Genomic DNA, 26,085 nt, shown 5'->3' on the forward strand with positions numbered 1-26,085 from the left:
TTATGTATCCTTCCTTAGGTGTGTCTTTAGTGCCTTAGGTTTCTTAGATGGTAAAAAAACTATTTCACCACCTAAGAAACCTAAGGCACTAAAGACACACCTAAGGACGAAACAACATTTACCAAAACAAGCACATGTTGAACGCCTACATCGATACCGCCGTCATTTTTATCTTCTCTGCCTTTGTGTTGGGCATTGGCTTACTGTTTGCCCGCACCGGCCGCAACCTCAAATCCTTTTTTGCCGGCGGTGAAGCAGTGCCCTGGTTCATTGGTGGTTTGTCGCTGTTTATGTCTTTCTTTTCGGCGGGTACTTTTGTAGCATGGGGTTCCATTGCTTACAAACATGGTTGGGTGGCGGTGACCATTCAGTGGACGATGTGCCTGGGAGCCATTGTAACTGGGTTGTTTCTGTCACCGCGTTGGCGGGCTACGGGCAACCTCACTGCGGCGGAATTCATCCGGGAGCGTTTGGGTGAAGGGGTACAAAAAATTTACATCGGGATATTTACCCTCGTTTCCTTGTTCATCAAAGGTTCGGTTTTGTATCCTGTCGCGAAATTAGTAAGTGTTTCCCTGGGTTTCCCACTCTTTGAATGCACCATAGTACTGGGCATTTTTATGATCGCCTACACCGCGGTGGGGGGCCTTTGGGCGGTGATGGTCACCGATATTTTGCAGTTTGTGATTTTGTCGGCGGCGGTCTTCATTTTGCTACCACTGTCCTTAGGCAAGGTGGGCGGATTTGAGGCCTTTACTCAAAAAGTTCCTGACGACTTTTTCAACCTACTGAATGGTGAATATACCCTCGGGTTTATCCTGGCTTTCATTTTTTTCCACATCGCTCAAATCGGGGGCAACTGGACTTTTGTGCAGCGCTACACCAGTGTGGACAGCCCTCAATCGGCGCGTAAGGTTGCCTTTTTATTCGCAGCCTTGTACCTCGTTAGCCCTGTGATCTGGATGCTGCCGCCTATGATTTACCGGGCGATTAATCCTGATTTGGTGGGCTTGGATACCGAAAACGCTTATTTGAAAATTTGCCAATTGGTACTGCCTCCTGGTTTGTTGGGCTTGATGCTGACCGGCATGTATTTCTCTACTTCGGCCAGCGCGAATACAACTTTGAATGTCGTATCGGCGGTATTCACCAATGATGTTTATCGTGGCTTCATCAACCCGACGGCTTCGGATCGGCAGTTGATTCGGGTGGCACGGCTGTCCTCTTGGGGTTTTGGCCTAGGGATGATCGGCATTGCTCTGTTGGTGCCAGCGGCGGGAGGAATTGTGGAAGTGGTGCTGAGTATTTCAGCTATTTCGGGTGGACCCTTGTTGGCTCCGCCACTCTGGGCTTTGTTTTCCAAACGACTCAATGGGCGCACCACTTTTTGGATCACGCTGATTGGTCTTTCTGTCAATTTGTTCTTCAAAATCCTTGCCCCGATGTTGCTCCACTTCAAACTTACCCGGAGTGTTGAGACAATTGTGGGCATTGGCCTGCCGCTACTATTGCTCTTAGCCTACGAACTCTACGCTCGGGCTAAAGGGAAAATTGCACCAGAATACTTGCAATACCTCGAAACCAAAGCCAAACGTACTGCGAATGCACTGGCTGAATCGCCTGCCGAGGCATTGGAAATCAAAAAGCAAAACCGCTATGGCATGCAGGTGATTGCTGGTGCCCTGGTCTTTGTGGCCATTATTCTACTCATTTTGAGTTTTTTGACCAGCTCAGGAGGGCTGGTGACCCGGATTATTTCGATGGTGATTTTGTTGGGGGCGATCATTCCCTGGCAGGCAGCGCGGAAGATTCAAATTGAGGCCAATAGCCATACTTAACGCACTGTCAAAAGTGAAACCTTCCCATTAAAGTAATTTTCTACACTTAAGATCATGATAAAAGCAGCAGCAAGCGATAAAAGAAACCCCAAAAACATCACCCTGAACAGTGAACTGGTGGTGGTGGGTGGTGGTTTGTCCGGCTTGTGTTCCGCCATTACGGCGGCACGTGGAGGCATTCGGGTAACCCTGGTGAGTGATCGGCCAGTACTGGGCGGCAACTCTTCCAGCGAAGTGCGTTTGTGGGTATTGGGCGCTACCTCCCACATGGGCAACAACAACCGCTGGGCCAGGGAAGGGGGCGTTTTGGACGAGTTATTGGTAGAAAACATGTACCGCAACCCTGACAGCAATCCGCTCATTTTTGACACCATTTTATTGGAAAAAGTGGTAAGTGAGCCCAACATTACCTTGCTGCTCAACACCGCTGTATACGATTTGAAAAAAGCGGATGCAGATACGATTTCCAAAGTATATGCCTTTTGCGCCCAAAATTCCACCCGTTATGAATTAGTCGCACCTTTGTTTTGCGACGCTTCGGGCGATGGCATTGTGGGTTTTCTGGCCGGGGCGGCTTTCCGCATGGGGGCGGAGGCGCAGGAGGAGTTTGGGGAAAAATTCGCGCCTTCCAAAGCCTACGGTGAGTTGCTGGGGCACAGCCTTTATTTTTACTCCAAAGACGTAGGCAAACCCGTCAAATTTGTGGCACCGAGTTTTGCACACGATGTCACCCAAAAAGTACCCAAGTTTCGCTCCTTCAATACCCAGGACTTTGGCTGTAAACTCTGGTGGATCGAATATGGAGGCCGACTGGACACTGTGCACGACACCGAAACCATCAAATGGGAACTTTGGAAAGTGGTGTATGGCGTTTGGAATTACATCAAAAACTCGGGCCTGTTCCCGGAAGCTGAAAACCTGACCCTTGAATGGGTTGGCCATATTCCCGGCAAAAGGGAAAGCCGGCGTTTTGAGGGCGATTACATGCTGATCCAGCAAGACATCGTCGAGCAACGTGCGCATTACGATGACGTAGCTTTTGGCGGCTGGTCGATCGACTTACATCCTGCCGACGGCGTTTTTTCGGAAAAAGAACTCTCCAGTTGCAATCAATGGCACAGCAAGGGGATTTATGGCATTCCTTACCGCTGCTTTTACTCGCGCAACATCCAGAACCTATTCATTGCCGGGCGGATCATTTCGGCCAGTCACGTGGCGTTTGGCTCTTCCCGGGTGATGGCCACGAGCGCACACGGTGGGCAGGCGGTGGGGATGGCAGCTAAATTGTGTGCAGAACACGGGTTGTTGCCCCGTGATTTGGCGAAACCAGAATTCATTCAATTGTTGCAGCGGGAACTGCTCAAAAGCGGGCAACACATTCCAAACCTGCGTTTGCAGGACCCGCTCGATTTGGTGCAAGGCGCCCGCATTTCCGCCAGCAGCGAGTTGCAATTGGCCGAACTTTTGCCTGCTGGCGAAGCAGAGCCAATGCCTTTTTCCCTGGCACAAATGGTACCCCTACAATTTGGCACAAGCCAGGCCCCACTCCAATTTGTCATTCATCCATATGCCGATGCGGCTACGGAACTGGAGATCGAACTACGTGTATCCAGCAAAATGGACAATCATACCCCCGATGTCATTTTGGCAAAACAGGTTGTAAATCTACAGCCGGGGCGCAACTGCGTACCGCTCAGTTTTATCTTGAATGAACATCCACTTTTGGCCAAAAATAGCCCTGCTGCGCAACTGCAGACTTATGGCTTTATAACCATTTTGAAAAATGAGCAGGTCAAATTGCAGTTTTCGCCACAACGCATCACGGGCATTTTGACGGTGTTCAACGCCATCAATAAAGCCGTTTCCAATTACGGCAAACAGAAACCCTTGGAAGACATTGGGGTAGATGCCTTCGAATTTTGGTGCCCCCAACGCCGCCCGGCGGGTAAAAACCTGGCCTTAAAATTTACACCTGCACTAACTGCCTTTGCTGCTGAAAACATTCGCAATGGTGTTCAACGCCCCACGAAGCAGCCGAATGCCTGGGTAGCTGATCCTGCTGACGAACACCCTAGCTTGCACTTAAGTTGGGAGGAACCTCAAAACATCCGGCAACTGGTGCTGCATTTTGACACCGATTTTGACCATCCCATGGAAACAGTCTTGATGGCACACCCGGAAAATGAAATGCCTTTTTGTGTAAAACGGGTACGGGTGTGGAACGATCGGGAGGAGTTGGTAGCGGAGATTGTGGACAATCACCAGAGTCAGCGGAGGATTGATTTCGAAGAGACGGTACATACAAAGATGTTGCGGATTGAGCTGGAGCATCCATCAGCGTTGGTGCCTGCTGCTTTGTTGGAGGTAAGGTGTTATGGAGGGTGATGTGGCTAGAAAACTCGTAATTGTATAGTTATAGCCAAAATGAAGGTTCATTTTGGCTATAACTGGTCTTTTTAATACACTTATAGCTGAGTTGGGTGTAAAATGAGTTGATGATGGAGGTATTGTTTGACCTTTGAATTCAAGTTTTACTAATCATTTTGCTCCCACATTTTTAGTTCAGTCTATTAAGAATTTTTTGCTCAACTTCTTCGATTAATGCTTTTTGATCCTTTTCTTCTATTAGCCGTGAAAGATCTATGCCAATCAGCTCCACTTCCGTTTCACTTGCACTCCTTTCTTGAACTGAAATCTCAAGAATTGGCTCCCCATAAAAATCTAAAGGAATGAAAAAATAAACCTTACCTGAATGTTCACCAAGAGAATCGAGCCTCAAAACATGATTAAGTGAATCAAGTCTACTATTCATGCGGGCAATTAGAGTGTCTTTAGAGAGTGAATATGTGTATATTTTTTCAACCTTAAACCCAAAATCTTTACCTCGACTCGTCGCCACAAAAGCAAAGCACGCCACCAACATAGGCAAAATGGGATTAAACTTGAGCTCGGGTGCTTTCGGGACTATTTTGGAAAATAATCCAGCGAGGGGCAACATCAACAATGCAAAAAAATCAGTATAATCAACAACACGATGAATGCTGAAAATGGAGAGGTGATTCCAAAAATTTATGATCGGCTGCGAAAAAGGTGATTTCCAAAAAATGAACAAAATTCCCGTAGCATAAAGCACAACTTGCCTGTACTTGGGGAAAACGGCAATAAAAAACAGCGAAAAGACAAACAATCCAGCAAAGTCAGACAGTTTGCCTGTCAACCAACTGCCATAAATATCCTTCAAGATAAAATCGTTCAACAACAAAATGGCTAGGGCAAGATTGAACCCATAGGAGTTGAAAATATGCTTATTTTCCATTGAACACCAGATTTAAAAGCAATATAACAATTTAAAAACTACAATCCAATTTTTGAACTTTTTAACAATTATCCCGTCCACTCCCGCACACCCAACTGTCCACATCCGGTCACAAGTAAAGCCTTTTCAATCTCTACTTTCTTCAAAAACAATCGTTTATCTTTTTGGCATACCATTTGTTCTACAAAAGTTGATATAATCACAAAGCCATGCGCAGAACCTACCTGGGAGAATTTGAAGAAATAGTATTACTCACCGTTGCCGTGTTGGGCGAGGGTGCTTATGGTGTATCCATCACCAATGAGCTCGATGAGCAATCGGGGCGCAGCGTCAGCCTCAGTGCGGTGCATGCCGCTTTGCAGCGCCTGGAAGAAAAAGGCATGTTGAGTTCTTACATGGGCGACGCCACTGCCGAACGTGGAGGCCGCCGCAAACGCCTATTTTCGGTCACCGCCCAGGGTAGTCAAATTCTGCACGAAATCCGTTCGGTACGTGAGCGCCTTTGGGGTTCCATTCCGCCCAATTCCTTGCCTTCAATTGCCTTCGAGCTATGAGTACAAAACTTCCTCAACCACCCAGCTGGGCAGACTGGCTGTTGGAGTTTTTTTGTGCGCCACACCTGCTCGAAGAAATTCAGGGGGATTTGTACGAACGGTTCCAGCGGCAGGTACAGCTCTTTGGACTGCGCAGTGCCCGGCAACAGTACGTTTGGGCCGTACTAAGCTTCCTCAAACCCTTTGCCCTCAAACGCAAACCGAACCCTTATCCAAAATCATCCTTATTTCATCCGGCTATGTTACAAAATCAATTTAAAATTGCCTGGCGCAACCTTTGGAACCACAAGGCTACCGCCGCCATCAATCTCCTCGGCCTTACTCTGGGCATCAGTGCCTGTTTGGTATTGGGCGTGATCATCCATTTTGAGCTCAGTTTTGATCGTTTCCACCCCGATCAGGAGCGCATCTATCGCGTGGTGGGGCAAGCGAAATTTGGCAAGGAGGGCACCTTTAACCCCATCGGTTTTGTGCCACGCGCCGTTCCGGCTGCCTTGCGGGAAGAGCTCGTGGACTTGGAGGTTGTGGCTACTTTCCACAACCTGGAATCGGCGGTGGTGGTGCCCCGTGCAGGACAAGATTCCAAAACTTTCCCTGGCCGCAACATGGACAAAGACCCCGCTCAAATCGTCCTGGCGGAGCAGGAGTACTTTGACATTTTCAGCTACGAATGGTTGGCTGGTGATCCCAGTTCCGCACTGAGTGAACCTTACCGCGTGGTGTTGACTGAACCCAAAGCCCGCCTGTACTTTGGAGAAGGCGACCTCAATTCCTTCCTGGGCCGCGAGTTGGTTTACCGCGATTCCGTCCGGGCTACGCTGAGTGGCATCATCAAGCCTTGGGCTCAACACACGGATTTGGGTTTTACCGATTTTGTTTCCGCAGCCAGCATCCGGGCCAGTTTTTTGAAACGGGAAATCAACCTGGATGAATGGAACGACATTTGGTCATCTTCTCAGGTGTTTGTAAAACGGTCCAAAGCGAGTGATGAGGCCAAACTGAACGCCCAATTAAAAACCTTTTCCCAACGCCATTTTGGCCCCAAAGCAGGAACGGGCGACTTTGTGGTCAACCTACAATTGCAGCCCATTTCCGATCTACATTTCAACCCTGCCTTTATGGACAATTATTCCCGAAAGGCTCATTTGCCCACTTTGTACGGCTTAGCAGGAGTAGCTCTGTTTATCCTGATCATCGCTGCGATCAACTTCATCAATTTGTCTACCGCGCAGGCGACCAGGCGCTCGCGGGAGGTGGGTATGCGCAAGGTATTGGGCAGTAGTCGGGGTAGTTTGATCGGGCAGTTCATGAGTGAAACTTTGATTTTAACCAGTCTTTCGATGTTACTGGCATTGCTGGTCGCCAATCCCATTTTGCAAAGCCTAAGGTCATTCATTCCCGCAGGAGTGCATTTTACCCTTTTTAACCCAACAGTAATGTTCTACTTGTTAGGCATCACACTGCTGACCGTATTTTTGGCGGGCTTTTATCCAGCGATGATTTTATCAGCTTATCGGCCTGCACTTGTGCTCAAAGGAGCGACTGCCCTGGCGGGATCCTCCAGGAGTTACCTGCGCAAGGGTTTGATCGTTTTCCAGTTTACCGTGTCGCTCATTTTTATCATTGGCACGCTCATGGTGGGCCGCCAGCTGAATTTTATGCGCAACAAAGATTTGGGTTTTTCTGCCGATCAGGTCATCATGATCAATACCAAACACGATGACAAAAGTTTGGTATTGGCCGAAAAAGTTCGACAAATCGCGGGCGTAAAACAAGTAGCCATGCAGTGGTCAGCGCCGTTGAGCGAGTGGTACTCCCTGACCAACCTCAAATACAAGCGTGAAGAAGAAAAAGAACTGGAAGTGTCGGGCAAAATGGGCGACGCCAATTTTATCCCCCTGTACCAGCTCAAACTGGTAGCGGGTCGGAATTACCGCCCCAGCGATACCCTCACTGAACTGGTGATCAACCAAAGTCTGGTCAAAAGTATGGGTTTTAAAGAGGACGCCCAAGCGCTAGGCCAATTACTCAACCTCAATGGCCGCGATTACCCGGTGGTTGGGGTGGTAGCCGATTTCCACGAGAACTCCTTACGCGCCCCCATCCGGCCCACTTTTATCGCCTACATCCCCGGCATGTCCAAAAACCTGGGTGTGAAGCTCAATACCGCGGGACAAAGCATGGGTGAGGCGAAAGTTGTGTTGGACAAAATTCAAAAAGCCTGGCAGGCTGTATATCCTGACGACAAATTTGAGTATACTTTTTTGGATGATGCCATTGCGAACTTATACCGTGGGGAACAAAAAATCAGCACCTTGGTCAATACTGCAGCGGCCATTGCCATCCTGATTTCTTGTCTGGGCCTACTTGGCCTTGCCACCTTTACCGCTGAGCAACGCACCAAGGAAATTGGGGTACGCAAGGTACTGGGGGCCAGCATCAGCAGCATCGTTTTGCTGCTTTCCCGAGATTTTGTGCAATTGGTCGTTTTGGCCATTGTCATTGCCAGCCCGCTGGCTTGGTGGGCCACCCAGCTATGGCTGAAGAATTTTGCCTATCGGGTCAACCTGGAATGGTGGGTATTCGCCCTGGCCGGAGTCATGGCCGTGGGGATTGCCCTGTTGACGGTGAGTTTTCAGAGTTTGAAAGCAGCCATCAGGAATCCAGTTGAGAGTTTAAAGTCGGAATAGTCTTACCAGAGAAAAAATCACTTGAGGGGAGGGTACCAAAATCATCTTCCCCTCAACCCCACAAACTCCTCATAACTCCGAATGTAATCCGTTGCCACATACTCCGTATCCGTCAGCACCAGCTGCACCGCATCGTGGCTGTATTGCATGGTATGCCAGGTGAGCGGGGGCATCCATACCCCTACGTCGGGTCGATCCAATAAAAAACTGTTTTTTTGTCCGTTGAGCATCTCGGTGTGTACCTCGATCCGGCCATGCACCGCAATCAATACCATCGAGGTGGCATGGTGGGCGTGCCGACCCCGGATCACGCTTTGGGGTGTGAAATAAGTCCAAAACAAACGTTTGACCACAAAAGGAATGTCCTGCTGGATTTGCGCCACAGCCAAATATCCAATGGCTGATTCACCATGGGTGTGGAATTGGATCAATTGTGGTTCGGTGTTGCTCATTATTATTTTTTCTTCAACAACATCACATAACTCCCACTTTGTGGCTTGTAGGTACTCGCTGCCGCATCGGAAACGATTGTGGGGTTGTAAAAATCCACATAGTCAGCCCAGGCGACGGGGTTGTAATTTTCCATGACCCAGGAATACGAATTTTGATAAAAACCCTGGTTCGAATCCGGCTTCAACATCCAGGACATCGACACAATGTTGAACACCACGTAATCGGGTTTTTGCGCTTTGAGTCCCTCCAAGGCTTCATTATGCCAGGTTTCGGTAAAGCGATGTTTCCGCGATAAAAACGCCGTATAAAAATGCCGACTTGGAGCTTTACGATTGAGGTAAACGTAAATTTGGGGCTCAGAACCCATTACGGCCACCGTTTCATCGGGTTGAATTTGTGCTTCAAGGATGCGCGCAAAAAGCTGGTCTTCCACAAAGGGATTCCCCCCAAACATATTCCGCATCAAGGTATTTGAATCGGTTTTTAGCCAATGCGTACTGGATAAAGCCACCCCAATCAGCAAAAACAAACCCGCTAAGGGCAAACTCAAGCTTTTGGCAATGCTAAGACTGGGCCTTTCGCCCAATTTTTCCAATTTGAAAAACAAATGGGCAAAAAGTAGTGCCACTGCGGGTAAAAATTGAATCCAGTAGTGCAGGTAGTATCTTTGACCGGGTGTAATGGTTAAAAAAGAAAAGAGGGCCAGCGCCAGTAAAGCAATATTTGCCTTTTTGCTCATTCCTTTCAAAGCAATGGCCAATACTCCCAGGCCTGCCAACACCCACAAAATCAGTTGGTGCTGGGTCAAACTGTTGAAGTTGTATTGTAAAAGATTGATTTCTGCATTTCTATCTTCTCCCCCAGTGTAAAGTCTAGGATATTCCAGGTTCCAGAACAAAAATTCATCCCAAACCCCAAACCCCATAATGATGGCTGCACACAGCAAAACTGGCGTGAGCGCCCCCACCGAAAACCAAAGCCCTTGTCGGACCAATTTGCCTAAACGGGCTTTGAAATTATCTCCGTCGGCCAATAAAACCAAAACTACAGCTGCAAAGCCCAAGAAAAACACCGCAGATTGTTTGACCATCACACTACTGCCAATCAGTACTCCCGCACCAATTAACCACCAACGCTGCTGCTGGGGATTCCCTGCTTCGTTTAACAATCGGCACAAAAACCAAATCCCATACAAGGCGAGTGCCATCACCAGCAATTCCGACTCCTCAAAAACCATACTGGTATAAGGATTCGCACTGAATAAAGCTAAAACCAGGGCAGCCAGTAAGCCATATTTGGGACCAAAAAAACTACGTCCGATCAAATAAGTCCCACCACACATCAACCAGGTTAAAAACCAGGCACCCCAACGCAATCCTGCCAGGCTGTACCCAAAAACCAGATCCAATAGTCCATACCCATAAAACAACAAAGGGGGTTTCATTTCATAAAAATCCCGATAAGGTGCTAAGCCCTCCATTGCTCTTTTACCCAAATAAGCATACGCACTTTCATCGCGCTCCAGAGGCAAATCCATTAAACTCAGGCGCAGAATCAGCAGAAAAACCGTGATGATGCCAAGGTGCAGCCAAAACAGGATGCCAGGCTTCCAGGGTTCACTGGGCTTGTCAACTTTGCTGGGTGCAGTAGATTGAGCGATAGGTTTGTTGGCAGGAGCCCCTGGATTTGGGCGTTTTTTCTTTGCTTTATTTTTGTCCATTGGGTCAATAGGTGTGCTTAGCAGTGGGGCAAAAATAAGTGTTCATTTTTTCTGAGCCAAGGGATTAAATAAGACACTTGAAATGAATCGTTTACTTATCTAATCCCTTGGCAAAATGAACACTTATTTTTTTATCGCCCTTATTTAGGCGACAAGTTAATTAAATTGCCGTGAATTAACCGCGCCAACTCAAAGCCAAACCGTACACCTGTATGCAAATTCCTTTTTTTTCCTCCGCCCCTATGCACCAGCCTTTAAAAGTGGAGCTTGATGCTTTTTGGCAAAAATTTTACGATTCCAATTGGTACGTGTTGGGGCCAGAGGTGGAAGCATTTGAGGCGGCTTACGCCGCATTCAACCAAACTCGTTTTTGTGTGGGAGTGGCCAATGGTCTGGATGCCTTGCACATCGCACTAAAAGCGCTAGGGGTTGGCCCGGGCGACGAAGTCATTGTGCCCTCCAATACTTACATCGCTTCCTGGTTGGGGGTGTCACAGGTAGGCGCCATTCCAGTTCCGGTGGAGCCTGACCCTCACACTTGGAACATCGACCCTCAACGCATTGAAGCCGCTATCAGTACCCGGACTCGTGTCATTATGCCCGTACACCTTTATGGGCAAGCTTGCGAAATGGGGCCAATTATGGAGCTGGCCACCCGTTATGATGTGGCCCTAGTGGAAGACAATGCCCAGGCCCATGGGGCACGTTGGCAGGGAAAATTGACCGGAAGTTTTGGGCAAATCAATGGGGTGAGTTTTTACCCCACCAAAAACCTGGGTGCATTGGGTGATGCGGGCGCGGTAACTACCAACGACTCCGCTTTGGCCGACTTTGCCAAAATGTACCGTAATTATGGCTCCAGGCAACGGTATTACAATGAAATGCCAGGGCTAAACTCGCGTTTGGATGCTGTGCAAGCGGGTATTTTGCGCATCAAATTGGCGCATTTGGCGAGCTGGAATGCGGAAAGGGAAGTGTTAGCAAACAGGTATTTGGAACAACTCCGAGGAATTAAGCAGTTGCGCTTACCCACGCTTGGCACAGATTGTACCTCGGTTTGGCATTTGTTTGTGGTATTGGCCGAGCGGCGGGATGCCTTGCAGGTTTACTTGCAGGAGCGCGGGATTGGCACCTTGATTCATTATCCCTTGCCACCACATTTGCAGGAGGCTTATTTTCCTTTAGGATTTAAACGAGGACAGTTTCCCATTGCGGAGCAAATTGCGCAAAAATGCTTGAGTTTGCCACTCTATCCGGGAATGCCAGTAGCCCATTTGGATCAGGTAGTGGACGCCATCGGCGCATTTTACCAGTCTTAAAACTTTATTAAAGTTTAGCTTGCTTAGCGTGCTGAAGAAATAATTCTTGTACATCTGCTGTTTTAGTTGTCGAAACCTTTTTGAGACTTTTTCGTAGTTAGCTATAGTACACAAAAAAGAACCTTATGGCCACACGTCGACCCACCAAATTCCAAATCTGGATGTTCAAGACCAAACGCTTGTTGTTTTTGCTGCTTTTGGTATGGTTGGCCGTACGTTGCAATGTACTACGCGATCTGACGACAGACCGGACGAAGGACCCCGTTGAAAAACCGGGTACCGATTATGGCCCCGTTCCACCCTCCGTTTCTACCAAAGAAATGTTGCTGCGCAAAGACATCACTACTTTTGCCCAAAACCAGATAGGTGCCATCTACCAATATGCGGGTAAAAATCCAAGCACTGGGTTCGACTGCTCTGGATTTACCTCTTATGTAATGAGTAAATATGGCATCAAAATCTCCTCTAGCTCCCGCGACCAAGCCTTGCAAGGCAAATCCATCGATGTTTCTAAGGTGAAACCCGGCGATCTGATTTTTTTCCGCCGCAGCGCCTCCGAGCCAATTTTCCACGTTTCCCTGGTTGTTTCCAATGACAAACAAGGCATTAAAGTTGTACACAGCACCACTTCACGCGGCGTAATTGTCGACAACATCACGGCGAGTAAGTATTGGAAACCGTATATCGATTCGGCGAAGGATGTGGTAGCGAAGAAATAAACAGCTAGTCGAATAATTCCCCTGTTGCTAGCCCTTCTACTCCCCGAAGCCAGCATCTCATTTATATTCTACTGCATCTATCATGTAGCCAAAACCATCAAAACGGTTGAATTGCAAAGAAAGGTCACTTTCAGTGATTTTATTGCAGAGTTTTTCCTGGTTTGGTTTTTCCCGATTGGGGTGTGGATTTTACAGCCGACCATCAATAAATTGGCGGCAAAAGACGATGATGATTTCAATGAGATTTTGTGAATAGTTAGCTAGTGTACCAATAATTTTTCTGCCCATAACTGGCCATTAGTCAGCTGTACCCTAAAATAATACAACCCAGGTGTAGTTGGTGTAACCAGGTTGAATTTTAACCCAGGTTTATTCACTTGCTGCAAAACTCGCCCTTCCAGGCTAATGAGCTCGGCATGGAGGGGTGTTTCTGAACAACTAATCGTCACTACAGCCCCTCGCTCCACAGGGTTTTTAAATTGCAACTTGAATTTATCTCTACTCGGATCATTTAGCCTAACCGAGGTTGGCAGACTGACTACCAGATTGGTGTTTTCACTCAAACTCAATGTGTCCACATAACCCACTTTGCCGTTGAGGCTCACCGTAATTCGATATTTTCCTTTGAAACCCCGTACTTGTGCCACACCACTGGCATTGGTGCTAGTGCTGGTATTGGTCCACCACTTGTTGAACAACAAATCCGATACTGCTCTTCCTGCCGGGCGCATTGACCAATCCAAACGGAAAAAAGGGCCATTGCTTAACCAATGCGCACCGTGCCAAAAACCCCAACTCAGAAAACCATCTACGGAGGGGTGGCTAAAACACATCGTCAAAAAATCGGCGGTGAACTGGGCGGCGAGGCTATCGCCCACCAAATTCCCGTAGTCGTATTCGGTGATTTTGGCCCGGGCACCGAAGGTGGTGTAAAAATCATCCAGCGTGGTTTTGACATCGTACATCGAAACCAAGCCTGAACTGATGTGGCCTTGGAAACCAATGCCGTCAATTTTGATGCCCGCATTTTGAATTTCCTTGAGGTATTGTTTGGTACGTTCGTACACCACGCTACCTGGCAAATTGCCTTGGTCAATGGTGCTGTAATCGTTGAGGTACAGTTTGATTGTGGGGTCTATTTCTTTTACTTTTTTCAGTATATCGACGTAAATTTCCCGGCCAGTAACATAACCAGGACTCCCCGCCAAGGCCTTCGCTAATTCTTCGTTGAAGGTAATTTCATTGAGTACGTCCCATTCTTTGACCACCCCTTTGATGCCAGGATAATTCAGAATTTCCGTTAAGTGGCTATTGATGCGTTGTTTGAGATAAATTGGATTGCCCTGATTCAATTGCATGTCATCGGGCAGGTATTGCCAGGCGGGCCAGACCAAATTGTGCCCACGCACCGCCACCCCCCGGTCGTTCAACCAGGTAGTCGCTTTGGCCACTTCGGCATTGCTGACAAACCATTTTTCTTCCCAGGCATCCCATTTCATATCGTTTTCAAAAACCACTTCGTTGAATCCATGGCCTTTGCCGTCAAAATCGAAGATTTTTTGCTGGTAGGTATTGTCTTGTTGTTTGTTTCCGGCAATGCGGTTGGCGGTGATGGCGGAACCAAATTTGAATTCGTGTGCCAACATTTCCATTTTTACGGTCGCGCCAGCTATGGGGTCACCGTTCGCCTTCGTTACATTTAGCATAAAATTGGCCTTGCGGATTTGTTCAATCCGTTGATCGGCTTCAGTGCGCCAAGCAGCATTGGCCTCGGAGCCAGCATAACTTTGGTGCAATTCGATGGGGAAACGATCGATGGTGTATTTGTTTTTAAAATCGATCAAGGCAATCCCGGCAATTTGGATGCTTTGCGCTTTGTACCCGGTATGGAAACCAAAATTGAGTTGTTGCGCTGCATAGTCAAAATCGGCATCAAAAGGGGCAACGAACTGCTGCCACTCCGCGCCAATTTCTGTAGTGAGGAAAATTTCCTTCTCATAAGTATTGGCACGTTCCAGGAATAAATTGACTTTGGCTTTTTCAGCACCTGCCGAACGCACCCAAATCACCATCAAGCAGATTGAACCTTTGGTGATGGCTTGGGTGTTACTACAGCTGATGCCGCTGCTCCAGGCTTCCGTACCAGGGGAACTGATGGTCATTTGCCGCAAGCGGGTGAAGCTTTGTCCGGTAGTTGTAGTGCTGGCACCAAATGTGCCGCCATATCCGCCAAAATTACTGAGGGCTAGATTTTCATCCGCGGGGAGCGACCAAAACCCTCCCGAAAGCGTATATTTGCTACTCAATTCATTTTGCAAATTGATGTAATACGCGCTTTGTGCATTGAGCTGAACAAAAAATGATCCAGCGAGCAGGAGTAAAAAAAACTTTTTCATAATGGACTACTTGTTGCAGGTTTTTTGGGAATACAGCTCAGCTCAAGGTATGGCTTTTCCATTTACCCAAAAAGTAGTCAATCGAATAAAGTACCATGATTGTGTACAACGAAACCATAAAAATTGAAGGAAGCATCCACGAAGAGTGGCTGGCCTGGATGAAAACTGTACAATTGCCAGAAATTATGGCCACTGGCAAATTCAGTGAACACCGCGTTTGTCGCCTCTTGCACGACGATGAGGATGACGGAGTAACCTACGCCATTCAATACTATAGTCCAGATATGGAAACTTTTCAACGCTACCAGCAGGAGGATGCTGCGCTATTTCAGCGCAAACATATGGAGCGGTATCGGGATCGGTATGTGGCGTTTCGGACGCTGATGGAAATGGTTTGAAAAGATGAAAGATGAGAGATGAAAGATAAAAGATGAGAGATGCTACCGCAACGTTTTTGACGATGACCTCTGTCTAAGTCTCTGCGGTAGCATCTCTCATCTTTTATCTTTCATCTTTAGAATTTACTCTTTCTTCTTAAAGTCCCCATCCTTCCAGGCCTTGAAGAACTTGCCCCAAGCGATTGGGTTGAAGATATTCATAGGGGGCGCTTGCCCATAATAGTAGTAGTTGCTGGCCTGACGGCGCAGGTAGAAGTCGGCGTTTTCGTCGCCGTCGAAACGGGTGCCCACCTCGGCTTTTTTCAAGGATTCTGTGGCGAGGTTTTCTGTAGCGCGTTTTTGCAGCTCTGGCGTGACGTCCATTGCCAGGAATTCCAGGCGGAAGTGATCGCGGCTAGGCCAGGGAAAAATGACCGTTTCGGGCAGGTTGACTACATCCTGGGTCATGAGCTGCACCAGAGAGTAACGATCCTCCGATAAATCTTTAGGGATTTTGTATTCTATCGTTTCATAGCCCACCGTGGAAAAACGAATCACGTCTCCTTTTTCTACTACAATGGAGAAAAATCCTTTGAGGTCGGAGTAAGTACCCCGGTTTTTTCCTTTGATAAACACGTTGGTATAGGGGACGGGGATGAGCTGATCATTGCTTCCGTCCAGAACCAAACCTGAAAACTGAACCAAATTGGAATCTCGTTGCGCCTGCAATTCAGCCCCTAAGCTCGTGATGCCGACCAAAAACAATATCCACCAGATGCGCTTTATCATCATTCCAAACGATTTTCTATTAAGACCTCCCGAAAGGGGGAAAGGTTTGTTTAGACACGGAAAAAATAAAAGTATCTTTCTTATCCGTCCCTAAGACACTGCTAATTTACAATTTTTCCAACGATTGTCCATTTATAGTCTATTTATTCGCGGGATTTGCCCCCTTTTGAGCAAATTTCTGGGCGATCTCAGGATCAATTTGTTGCGCTTGAGCCAGGGCTTGCTGTGCTTTGCTCAGGTCACCTACTTTTTGATACGCCATTTGCAGCTCAAACCAGGCATCAGCACTTTTCGGTGCCAAATCTCTGGCCTTTTCGAAATAAGCCAAAGCCGCTTGTTGGTTTCCTCCAAAACTATTGGCTACGCCCAATAAACGCACCGTCGTGTAATCATTAGGGTTCAAAGCCAAGGATTGTTGCAAATACTGCAATGCTTGCGCCAGGTTTCCTCGTTTTTCTCCTTCCTCCTGTCCCAGTAGGCGATAAGCCACTGCCAGGTTGTTTTTGGTATTGGCATCGCTGTTGTTGAGGCTATACGAGGCATTGAGGTATTTGACCGATTCGGCATATTTACCCAAATACAGATTACAAGTGCCCAGCAGGAAAAAGCCGTCTTTGTAACCTGGATGGATTTGTACCGCCTGCAACAAATGGGTTTCCGCCTCTTGCAAGAGGGCAATACGCCCCAGTGAATCGTTTTTCATTTTTTCCGAATCCGAAATCAACTGTCCCCCCAATGCGTTGTGCACTTTGGCACTGTTGACCGAGGTTTTTGCATCGGTGCGAAAGAGCGTCAGGTTGTTTTTCCAGGCAAAATTTCGGACAATCGTCAAGCCACCAAAAATCAAAGCTACCAGACCGATCCCAATCAGAAGGGTTTGGGGCCTTTGCGTTTGAGGCGCTTTTCCATACCATAAATTGGCCAAAAAAGCCACCAGCGCAAAGCATAAACCCACCGAGGGCATAAAGATCAAACGCTCCGACATGTTGGTACCCACTACGAGCCAAATGTTGGAAACGATGGAAAGGGTGGCCAAATAAAACAATAGCCCATACGCAACGGGCGATTTTTTGCGCAAGCCCATCACCCCGACAATCCCCATACCCAAATACAACAAAAAGCTCAGCATCGCCCCAGGTTGCCCCCAACTCATGCGTGGGATGTGGTTGGGGTAATAATCGTGGGTCAGTGGGTAGGGGAACAAAAACAACTGGATGTATTTTCCCAGGGTATAAAACACCGTAGCCTGCCGCTCTGCCCCGCTGAATGGGACGTATTGGGTGCCCTCCAGTTTCAGGAAAGGGTTGTTCATCAATTCATTGGACGCGGTGCCAATCTGGGCATTGGGCAATACACTTGAACGCACCAGCAAAAACAGGATGGCGATCGCTAAAAAAGGAGCCGTCTGCCGCAGGATTTGGGCGATTGAAGCATTGGTGAAAAACCAATAGGTGAGTGGCACGACCGCCAAAAAAGTAATGGCATTTTCTTTGGAAAAAATACCGATCAAAAAAGACACTGCGGCCAGCGCTTCCCAACCCAGATTGCCGGATCGAAAACTGCGCAGTGAAAAATACAAGGCTGCCAAACTGCCCAATAAGGCCATAATTTCGTCTCGTCCTTTGATGTTGGCCACTGCCTCGGTATGCAAGGGATGCGCCACAAAAAGCAATGCTGCCACAAAGGCTAGCCAAGCACTCAGGGTTTTGTTCCAGCGGTAGGCAAACAAGCCACTCGCTAGCAAATAAAACACCAGCCCAGTTAGTCCATACCACAACACATTGAACAAGTGCCCCCAAAAGGCGGCTTTGCCAAAAATGCTCAGCTCCACCGCAAACATGGCCAGGGTGAAGGGACGATAACGCCCACCTTCCAGCAAACCTTGCTTGTCCGTTTTAAAAAAACCGTGGAAAGTATCTTTGTTAAAAATGTCGGCCAGCCCTGCCCAACCCTTTTGAACGTGCATGTTGTCGGTGATGACAATGGCATCGTCGAGCGCAAATTGGTGACCTAGGGTATTTGTGTAAAGCAGAATACTCAATACCATCAGAACAATCAAATGTAGCTGCAAAGGCGGATTGCCTGAATCCACTACTGTAGGTATGGCACTGGAACTCGAGGGGTTGTTTGAGGTAGGCTTATTAGGACCCATTTTTCCTCCTGTATTTTTCCTTCCTTTGGGCGCTTTGCTCATGGCAGACGATTGATTTTGAATGCTCGAAGTTAGAGAATATTGCGCCGCACACAAAATGCTACATACTTAAGCTTTCCAAAAGTGTAAAACTTTTGGAAACTATTCTTAAATTTTAAGCGACATTTAAAAAAAAGACTCAGCACCATCAATATTGCCCCGGGCAAGCCCGATAACGCCTCCGCCAAGCCAATTGCCAACTCAACAATCGAATCCAGCGGATCAACCAAATGATTGGGTGCGTTAGAATAATGACCATTTCTACCAACAATAGAAAAGCCAAGATGACGGCCATAAATTGAGTTTGACCATTGCGAGACAAGAAAAAAAGACCCACATATCCTGCGAGAATCAACACCAGAGTGAATACTGTCCAGATTCCTTCGCGCCCTACTTTGATGGGTGCAAATACTCTGACAGGGCGGTGATACGTCTTCAACTTAGGTCGATCACGATTCTTTTTGGGCTGAAAATCATTGCATTCAATTGTGGAGGCACAGATGATAGTGGCCGATAAGCGTTGATTAATGCCTATAAAGCAAACCAAGGTTAGCGTAAAAAAAAGGGATTTCATGCCGAGGATTTGTTTTTATAACCTCATTTTCAATGGTCAAATTATGGTTTATTCTTATTTTAACGCAATTATTTTGTGGTAAAATTTTAGCTGCCTTTCATGTCCGTTGTTGGGCGAAAACGGGCCTGAAAAAACATTCATTTTTTTATTGAATGAAAACAATATCACAAAGTTGTAAGAATATCCCTAATTTTGTGGCTAAATCATCTCAAGGAAAGTAGCAATAGCACAGCTCACACTAAAATCATCCAATGAGTCTGGCTGCTTTATCTTGTTATAACGATCAAAATGGGGCCTGAGATATTACTCACACTTTGTTTAGTTTTATTAAACGGATTCTTCGTTGCGGCGGAATTTGCCATCGTCAAAGTCCGCATTTCTCAAATTCAAGTCAAGGCTTTAAACAGTTTTACTGGACGCATTGCGGAAAGTGTAGTCAGCAATTTGGATGGCTATCTGGCAGCAACCCAGTTGGGCATCACGCTGGCCAGTTTGGGCTTAGGCTGGATTGGCGAAGATGTCATGACAAAATTGATTTTGGCGGCCATGGAGGGCCTTCGCATACAAGTAGATGAAGCATTGGCGCACCGCATTGCGCTACCCATCGCCTTTAGTGTCATCACAGTGTTGCACATCGTTTTTGGAGAATTGGCCCCTAAGTCTCTGGCCATTCGTTTCCCGACTTCCACCACTTTGTATACCTCAGTGCCACTCAAGGTTTTTTACTTTGTGTTTCGGCCATTTATATACGTTCTGAATGGTTTTGCCAATTTCATCCTGCGGATGATTGGCATACAGCCAGTACCTCACGCTGAAATCCACTCAGAAGACGAACTCAAACTCATCATTGCCGAGAGTGCCGAAGGGGGTGCCATTCGTGCTTCTGAACGGGAGCTGATTCAAAACGTGTTTGATTTTGATGACCGTACAGTGCGCCAGGTGCTCAAGCCCCGCAACCAAATTGCAGCCATCAATGTGGCCATGCCCATCGATGATGCAATTGATTACGCGATTCAGGAAGGATACTCGCGGTACCCGGTGTATGAAGGCAGCATGGACAACATCATTGGGTTTATTTTGACCAAAGACCTGTTGGCTACCCTGCGCAGTCAACACCGCCAGGTCGATTTTCGCAGCATGATCCGCGAGTTGTTGTTCATTTCGTCCGGCAAAAAAATCAGCCAGGTTTTGCGCCAGTTTCAGGAGCAAAAAAATCAAATGGCCATTGTAGTCAATGAATTTGGTGGTATGGTAGGTTTGGTAACCCTGGAAGACATCATCGAAGAGCTGGTTGGTGACATTCAGGATGAAACAGATACGGAGATGCCCATCGTGGAGAAAATATCTGATAGAGTATACCGCATTCATGCCCAACATCCATTGGATGAGATTAATGCGTTTTTGCCCTCTCCACTCCCGGAGAGTGAGTCATACATTACCTTGGCTGGTTTGATTATGGAACACAGTGAAGAACTACCGGAAGAAGGACAAGAGCTGATCATTCATCCATACCAGGTAAGAATTGTGGATATGATTCAAAACAGTCCTTTGATCATCGAGGTAACCGTGTTGGATGTACCCATGCGTGATGGCGATGACCTTTAACTTTTATTCGAAAAACATTCAAGTTGAGATTTTTCTTTCTTAATCCGATCGGATGCACGCTGCAGCATACCGGAACTAATCTTTATTTTTCATTGTACCTTAGATTTTTTTCATGGCCTCACGCGCCAGCGCTTCATTCATCGCTGCATCCAACAACTCCGTAATGCTCCACCCATACGCCCGCGCCTGCTGCGGCACGATACTCTGTTCGGACATACCAGGAATAGTATTCGCTTCCAGAAAAAAGAAGGTATCGCCCACCTGAATGTAATCAAAGCGGCAGATGCCCCTGCAACCCAGGGCTTCGTAAATCAGTTTGGTTTGACCCTGTACCAGCGCGGTTTGGTCTGCTGAAAGCCGGGCTGGCGTAATCTCCTGGCTTTGGTTTTCGTATTTGGCTTTGAAGTCAAAAAACTCGTTGTGGGGTACAATTTCCGTGATGGGCAATACCACAATTTCGCCGTCGCGACGCAATACGCCGTTGGAAAACTCATTCCCCTTCAAAAAGCCTTCAACCACTACCTCGTCATCGTACTCAAAAGCATGGTCAATGGCCCCGGCCAATTGTTCCGGAGCACTCACCTTGGAAGCACCGTAACTGCTGCCATTTTTATTGGGTTTCACAAAAACCGGGATGCCCATGGCTTCCAGCTCAGCCCAATTGATGGCCTCGCCCTTGCGCAACACCTTAGAAGGTGCCATCGGGATATTGTGGCTGCGCAAAAAATCCTTACAAGCTTGTTTGTTAAATGTAATCGCACTGGCCATCACGTCGCAACCCGTGTAGGGAATCCCCAACACTTCGAAGTAACCCTGCAAACAACCATCTTCAGCCGGGTGGCCATGCAACATTTGGTACACCAAATCGAATTTGATGGCTCCATTCGGGGTAGGCAAAGTGAAGTCGTTGAGATTGACCGCTGCCCCCGTCTGCTGCTCACTAAACACGGTACCATTTAGTTCAATCACGTACTTTTCGTACTTCTGATCATTGAGGTGTTTGAATACCGTTTGGGCACTTTTGAGGGAGACACTACGTTCGGCGACATTGCCGCCAGTGAGGATGGCTACTTTTAGCATGTTTTTTTGGGTTCCAGGGTTCCGAGGTTCCAGAGTTCCAAAGTTCCAGGGTTCCATCCGGCACTTCGACTGCACTTCGACTTCGCTCAGTGACCAGCTCAGTGACCGGATGGAACCCTGGAACTTTGGAATTCTGGAGCCATGGAACCTTTGTGTTGATTAAGCAATCACACCTTGCTCCGCGTACAATGGGAAGTTCTCCATGTAGGCATTGATCTCATTGCGGGTAGCGCGAATGAGTGTTTCGTTTTTATAGTCGGTCAAAATGGCGTCGATCCAATCGATGACTTTTAAACAATCTGCTTCATTGAAGCCACGTGTGGTGATAGCCGCTGTACCTACCCGGATTCCGGAGGTGACCATCGGCGATTGGGTATCAAAAGGGACCATATTTTTGTTCACCGTAATATCGGCACGAACCAGTGCGTTTTCGGCATCTTTACCAGTCACGTTTTTAGAACGTAAATCAATCAGCATCAAGTGGTTGTCGGTACCCCCGGAAATGACTTTGTAGCCTTTTTGAACAAAGGCATCGGCCATAACCTGGGCATTTTTCATCACTTGTTGGCCATATTCCTTAAATTCTGGCTGGAGTGCTTCCTGGAAAGCAATGGCTTTGGCGGCAATGACGTGCTCCAATGGGCCACCCTGCATTCCAGGGAATACACCACTGTTCAGAATGGCCGACATTTTGATTTTTTCACCCTTTTGAGTTGTACGACCCCAAGGGTTATCAAAGTTTTTACCCATCATAATGATCCCACCGCGTGGACCGCGCAGGGTTTTGTGGGTAGTAGAAGTGACGATATGGCAATGATCCATGGGGTTGTTCAACAAACCTGCCGCGATCAAACCTGCCGGGTGCGCAATATCGGCCAGCAACAAGGCACCTACCTTATCCGCAATGGCGCGGAAGCGGGCATAATCCCAATCCCGGGCATAAGCAGAGGCACCACAAACAATCAGCTTAGGTTGTACTTCCAGGGCGGTAGCTTCTACCTTGTCCATGTCGATCAAACCCGTTTCTTGCTCTACGCCATAAAAATGCGCCGCATATACTTTGCCAGAATAGTTGACCGGAGAACCGTGCGAAAGGTGACCACCATGCGCCAGGTTGAAGCCCAAAACCCGATCGCCCGGGCTCAAACAAGCCAAAAACACTGCGGCATTGGCCTGTGCACCGGAGTGGGGCTGCACGTTGGCATATTCGGCACCAAACAAAGTGCACAACCGGTCGATGGCAATTTGTTCAATTTTGTCCACCACTTCACAACCGCCGTAGTAGCGCTTGCCAGGGTAACCTTCAGCGTACTTATTGGTCAAACAAGTGCCCATGGCATCCAACACCGCCTGGCTGGTGAAGTTTTCGGAGGCAATTAGCTCTATGCCTTTCCGCTGGCGATCCAACTCGTCATGAATCAAATCAAAAATTACCGTATCCTTCATGGTACAATATATTGTCGCTTTGAATATTCAGCCGCAAAAGTACAATATCTTCGCTTTTGATTGCGATGAAATGTAGTGCAGATTTAAATTATTGTTTATGACCCGATTGGTTGTTTGTATTTGTATCCTGGTAAACACTATTTCCCTGGAGGCTAAAGCCGTACGTTTCCGCGCCATGTGGCGCGATGATCCCGCTACTTCCATGGTGATTGGTTGGGATCAGGTGAGTGGAAGTACCCCGATGATTCATTACGATGAAGTAGACAATGGCCTCAAAGCTGAAGCCTATCGAATCAAACGCAAGCCGGATCAAGTCGTGGTCGCTCGTGGACTCAACAATCATTTTGCCCGCCTCACTGGCCTTAAACCCAACACCCTTTATTATTTTCTGATCAAAGACAGTGAAGGGCTGAGTAGGAGGTATTCCTTTCGCACTGCGCCGAATGTACCGACCGAGCGCCTTTCATTCATCTCAGGCGGCGATTCGCGCAACAACCGCGAGGCACGCATCAGCGCCAATACCCTTGTCTCCAAAATTCGCCCCACGTTTGTATTGTTCAATGGTGACATGACGGCTACGGATACTGGCCCAGAGTGGGCACTTTGGCTCGACGATTGGCAGTACACCATAGGCAGCGATGGACGGATTTTTCCTGTGGTGGTGGCCCGGGGCAACCATGAACTGGACAATCGGAGCCTCCAGGAAGTTTTTGACATCCCCTATCCTGAAGCTTATTATGCACTTAGTTTTGGGGGGAACCTGTTGCGTTTGCTGACCCTCAACACCATGGGTGCCAGCGGAGGCGATCAAAAAACCTGGTTGGAACGTGAACTGGCTGGTGCCAAGGGTTTCATCTGGCGCTTTGCCCAGTACCACCACGCCATGCGCCCCCATACCATCGGAAAATCAGAACGGGATGATTTGGTCCAAAACTGGGCACCTCTATTTTTGTACCACCAAGTGCAATTGGCCATGGAATCGGACTCACACGTGGCCAAATGGACTTACCCCATTCGGGTATCACGGGAGCACGGCAGCGCTGAAAATTTCATCCGGGATGATGAACGGGGTACGGTTTATATTGGGGAGGGCTGCTGGGGTGCTCCCTTACGCGCCAGCGACGACAATAAAAAATGGACCCGCAACAGTGGAAGCTTCAACCACTTTAACCTGGTTTATGTGGATCAGGAAAAAGTAGAAATACGGGCCGTGGTTACCGATCAGGCTCAGGGTGTGCAGGAAAGCAAAAGCCCCTTCATTTTACCCGTAGGGATCAAACTTTGGGAGCCCAGCAATGGAAACGTGTTGACCATTTTGAATAAAAAAGCCAATCCATTGCAAACCGCTGCTGGCAATCACCCCCCTGTGCTAGCGCTCAGTCCAGCCGAAGCCGCCGAGTCTGCCAACAATGACAAGGAGTGGGCCAAACTGGCTGCTTGCAGCGTTGATCCATTCAGCAATGAAGTCAATATCCCATTCATCTTACCCAAAGCAGGAGAAGCCCAAATCTGTGTGTACAACACCCTCAAAAAAGAAGTAGACAAACAAGTATTTGCCAGTTTGCCCGCAGGCAAAAACACCAAAAAACTCAATTTAAACCAACTTAATGCTGGTCGTTACCTGATTGTGGTGCGTTCTGGTGGTCAATCTGTGGTATTTTATCAGTTTGTAAGATAGGTGCTTTCGTAACGTTTTTGGGTTTCCATCAAAACAAAAAACATTGTCAATCAATTAAATATAGATTTTTTTATTGCATTTTTTATATTTTTCAAAGTTACAAATGAAGCTTTTTTTTTAAGCAGAAAAATTATCATGTGTTGCACCTTTGTATCAAGAGGAAAACAGCATTGAAAATTTTTGTGAAGCCCGCACTATGCAAACACAGTCTACTAATCGAAACCATCAACGGTTCCTCGTAAGGGTGATTACCGTTGATACGACAGTCATTTGATTGTCTAGGGGGTCATTGTGACCAAACTTAACCGGTCTTTCGCAAAAAGAGTTTTTGAGCAGGCAAATTTGAATGAGATTTTGATTTATTATATTTTGGTGTGTTTCTAATTTCAAGCGGTTGAAAGTATGCCGGGGCTCTTCCCCGGCTCACTTCTTTCTCCCTTTTTATCCAATTCTCTACCTCTCCAATCTACTTTAACGAAAATTTTCCATCCTTTTTTACAATCCCACAGCGCAGCTATTCTGTATAACTACCACAAAATCCACAACTTAACGGTTTCATTCGCAAGAATAAATGAATGAATGTCAATATGTTATCGCATAAAATTGTGGAAATTTAGCACAGAGTATATTATCTTCGCGCCATTATTTACCCAAACGAATTGAAAACAATAGTCCTTGGCAGAGCATATTCATCCAATTTTTGATCAACTGCTCCAACGTTCAGAGCGGGAAGAACGCCTGCAACAACGCAGCAAGGTACTTTGGCTGACCGGATTATCGGGTTCTGGAAAAAGTACCGTGGCCAAATACCTCGAAAGGGTACTTTTTGTTGAAGGGTATCTGCCCCAGGTGTTGGACGGTGACAACATCCGTTTTGGCATCAACAGCAACCTGAGTTTCAGCTCCGAAGACCGCCTGGAAAACATTCGGCGTATTGCCGAAATTTCCAAACTCTACCTCCACAGCGGCATCATTTGTATCAATTCTTTCATTAGCCCTACCCGTGAAATGCGCGACTTGGCCCGCAGTATTGTTGGCTCGGAAGATTTCATTGAAATATACATCAATGCTCCCATCGAGGTGTGTGAAGCCCGCGATGTGAAGGGCTTATACCAAAAAGCTCGGGCGGGCCTCATTAAAGGATTCACGGGTATTGATGATCCTTACGAAGCCCCCGAAAACCCTGAACTCGAAATTCGCACCGATCAAATGAGTATCGAAGACTCAGCGCTGCGGATTGTGGAGTATTTGCGACCATTAGTGACTTATTAGTTGTGCTTCGGCTACGCTCAGCAACCGGCACTTCGGCTACGCTCAGTGACCGGTTGCTGAGCGTAGCC

Annotated in this window: 20 protein-coding genes; 11 read left to right on the top strand and 9 right to left on the bottom strand. The window is 47.4% G+C overall.

The genetic code is table 11. The annotated features are described in order from the left end of the window. Nucleotides 1–134: 134 nt before the first annotated feature. Together ACEW9O_RS15430 and ACEW9O_RS15435 are read left to right on the top strand one after the other, a co-directional pair. Nucleotides 135–1,838, top strand: a complete 1,704-nt coding sequence (locus ACEW9O_RS15430; RefSeq protein WP_373551071.1) for a sodium:solute symporter family protein — start codon at nucleotides 135–137, stop codon at nucleotides 1,836–1,838. Nucleotides 1,839–1,892: 54 nt separating this feature from the next. Further along, nucleotides 1,893–4,223, top strand: a complete 2,331-nt coding sequence (locus ACEW9O_RS15435; protein WP_373551072.1) for an FAD-dependent oxidoreductase — start codon at nucleotides 1,893–1,895, stop codon at nucleotides 4,221–4,223. Between the two features lie 172 nt (nucleotides 4,224–4,395). On the opposite strand, the gene ACEW9O_RS15440 is transcribed toward ACEW9O_RS15435, so the two are convergent. Continuing rightward, complete coding sequence (locus tag ACEW9O_RS15440; RefSeq protein ID WP_373551073.1) at nucleotides 4,396–5,154, bottom strand: hypothetical protein; 759 nt, start codon at nucleotides 5,152–5,154, stop codon at nucleotides 4,396–4,398. 209 nt (nucleotides 5,155–5,363) lie between these two features. On the opposite strand from ACEW9O_RS15440, the gene ACEW9O_RS15445 reads away from it, so the two are divergent. Together ACEW9O_RS15445 and ACEW9O_RS15450 are read left to right on the top strand one after the other, a co-directional pair. Then, nucleotides 5,364–5,708, top strand: coding sequence for a PadR family transcriptional regulator (locus ACEW9O_RS15445; RefSeq protein ID WP_373551074.1), 345 nt, complete (start codon nucleotides 5,364–5,366; stop codon nucleotides 5,706–5,708). After that, nucleotides 5,705–8,398: an ABC transporter permease gene (locus ACEW9O_RS15450; RefSeq protein ID WP_373551075.1), complete on the top strand. Its 2,694-nt coding sequence runs from the start codon at nucleotides 5,705–5,707 to the stop codon at nucleotides 8,396–8,398. Before ACEW9O_RS15445 ends, ACEW9O_RS15450 begins: the two co-directional genes overlap by 4 nt. Nucleotides 8,399–8,439: 41 nt before the next feature. Here ACEW9O_RS15450 and ACEW9O_RS15455 read toward each other — a convergent pair whose 3' ends face one another. Then, on the bottom strand, nucleotides 8,440–8,850 hold the full coding sequence (locus tag ACEW9O_RS15455) for an FdtA/QdtA family cupin domain-containing protein (RefSeq protein WP_373551076.1): 411 nt from the start codon (nucleotides 8,848–8,850) through the stop codon (nucleotides 8,440–8,442). A 2-nt stretch (nucleotides 8,851–8,852) separates the two neighbouring features. After that, nucleotides 8,853–10,571, bottom strand: a complete 1,719-nt coding sequence (locus ACEW9O_RS15460) for an ArnT family glycosyltransferase (protein WP_373551077.1) — start codon at nucleotides 10,569–10,571, stop codon at nucleotides 8,853–8,855. Between the two features lie 212 nt (nucleotides 10,572–10,783). Here ACEW9O_RS15460 and ACEW9O_RS15465 point away from each other — a divergent pair, with 212 nt between their 5' ends. From ACEW9O_RS15465 to ACEW9O_RS15475, 3 genes are all read left to right on the top strand, one after another. Next, on the top strand, nucleotides 10,784–11,890 hold the full coding sequence (locus ACEW9O_RS15465; protein ID WP_373551078.1) for a DegT/DnrJ/EryC1/StrS family aminotransferase: 1,107 nt from the start codon (nucleotides 10,784–10,786) through the stop codon (nucleotides 11,888–11,890). Nucleotides 11,891–12,015: 125 nt separating this feature from the next. Continuing rightward, nucleotides 12,016–12,609: a C40 family peptidase gene (locus ACEW9O_RS15470; RefSeq protein ID WP_373551079.1), complete on the top strand. Its 594-nt coding sequence runs from the start codon at nucleotides 12,016–12,018 to the stop codon at nucleotides 12,607–12,609. 24 nt (nucleotides 12,610–12,633) lie between these two features. Beyond that, nucleotides 12,634–12,861 (top strand): hypothetical protein, encoded by a 228-nt coding sequence (locus ACEW9O_RS15475; RefSeq protein ID WP_373551080.1) that lies wholly within the window; start codon nucleotides 12,634–12,636, stop codon nucleotides 12,859–12,861. An 8-nt stretch (nucleotides 12,862–12,869) separates the two neighbouring features. Here the strand turns inward: ACEW9O_RS15475 and ACEW9O_RS15480 are convergent, their stop codons facing one another. Continuing rightward, complete coding sequence (locus ACEW9O_RS15480) at nucleotides 12,870–15,005, bottom strand: endo-1,4-beta-xylanase (protein ID WP_373551081.1); 2,136 nt, start codon at nucleotides 15,003–15,005, stop codon at nucleotides 12,870–12,872. A 95-nt stretch (nucleotides 15,006–15,100) separates the two neighbouring features. Between ACEW9O_RS15480 and ACEW9O_RS15485 the strand changes: the two genes are divergently transcribed. Further along, the gene (locus ACEW9O_RS15485) at nucleotides 15,101–15,403 is read left to right on the top strand and encodes a DUF4286 family protein (protein WP_373551082.1); all 303 of its coding nucleotides are present in this window, start codon (nucleotides 15,101–15,103) and stop codon (nucleotides 15,401–15,403) included. 123 nt (nucleotides 15,404–15,526) lie between these two features. Here ACEW9O_RS15485 and ACEW9O_RS15490 read toward each other — a convergent pair whose 3' ends face one another. The 3 genes from ACEW9O_RS15490 to ACEW9O_RS15500 all read right to left on the bottom strand — a co-directional run bounded on the left by ACEW9O_RS15490 (nucleotide 15,527) and on the right by ACEW9O_RS15500 (nucleotide 18,936). Beyond that, nucleotides 15,527–16,174 carry a carboxypeptidase-like regulatory domain-containing protein gene (locus tag ACEW9O_RS15490; RefSeq protein ID WP_373551083.1) on the bottom strand — a complete coding sequence of 216 codons (648 nt, stop codon included), beginning with the start codon at nucleotides 16,172–16,174 and terminating at the stop codon, nucleotides 15,527–15,529. A 136-nt stretch (nucleotides 16,175–16,310) separates the two neighbouring features. After that, nucleotides 16,311–18,365, bottom strand: coding sequence for a hypothetical protein (locus ACEW9O_RS15495; protein WP_373551084.1), 2,055 nt, complete (start codon nucleotides 18,363–18,365; stop codon nucleotides 16,311–16,313). Nucleotides 18,366–18,510: 145 nt separating this feature from the next. After that, entirely contained in the window at nucleotides 18,511–18,936 is a 426-nt protein-coding gene (locus tag ACEW9O_RS15500; protein WP_373551085.1) for a hypothetical protein, read from the bottom strand. A 288-nt stretch (nucleotides 18,937–19,224) separates the two neighbouring features. On the opposite strand from ACEW9O_RS15500, the gene ACEW9O_RS15505 reads away from it, so the two are divergent. Beyond that, the gene (locus ACEW9O_RS15505; RefSeq protein WP_373551086.1) at nucleotides 19,225–20,541 is read left to right on the top strand and encodes a hemolysin family protein; all 1,317 of its coding nucleotides are present in this window, start codon (nucleotides 19,225–19,227) and stop codon (nucleotides 20,539–20,541) included. 99 nt (nucleotides 20,542–20,640) lie between these two features. Here the strand turns inward: ACEW9O_RS15505 and ACEW9O_RS15510 are convergent, their stop codons facing one another. Both ACEW9O_RS15510 and glyA read right to left on the bottom strand, forming a co-directional pair. After that, nucleotides 20,641–21,621, bottom strand: coding sequence for a D-alanine--D-alanine ligase (locus ACEW9O_RS15510; protein WP_373551087.1), 981 nt, complete (start codon nucleotides 21,619–21,621; stop codon nucleotides 20,641–20,643). A gap of 159 nt (nucleotides 21,622–21,780) precedes the next feature. Next, a complete protein-coding gene (gene glyA / locus ACEW9O_RS15515; protein ID WP_373551088.1) occupies nucleotides 21,781–23,067 on the bottom strand; it encodes a serine hydroxymethyltransferase in 1,287 nt (428 codons plus the stop codon). A 97-nt stretch (nucleotides 23,068–23,164) separates the two neighbouring features. Here glyA and ACEW9O_RS15520 point away from each other — a divergent pair, with 97 nt between their 5' ends. Together ACEW9O_RS15520 and cysC are read left to right on the top strand one after the other, a co-directional pair. Further along, nucleotides 23,165–24,745 (top strand): fibronectin type III domain-containing protein, encoded by a 1,581-nt coding sequence (locus ACEW9O_RS15520; RefSeq protein ID WP_373551089.1) that lies wholly within the window; start codon nucleotides 23,165–23,167, stop codon nucleotides 24,743–24,745. Nucleotides 24,746–25,420: 675 nt separating this feature from the next. Next, nucleotides 25,421–26,017 carry an adenylyl-sulfate kinase gene (cysC, locus tag ACEW9O_RS15525; protein ID WP_373551090.1) on the top strand — a complete coding sequence of 199 codons (597 nt, stop codon included), beginning with the start codon at nucleotides 25,421–25,423 and terminating at the stop codon, nucleotides 26,015–26,017. Nucleotides 26,018–26,085: the final 68 nt, after the last annotated feature.

Source organism: Haliscomenobacter sp. (genome assembly GCF_041740695.1).
GTDB lineage: Bacteria > Bacteroidota > Bacteroidia > Chitinophagales > Saprospiraceae > Haliscomenobacter.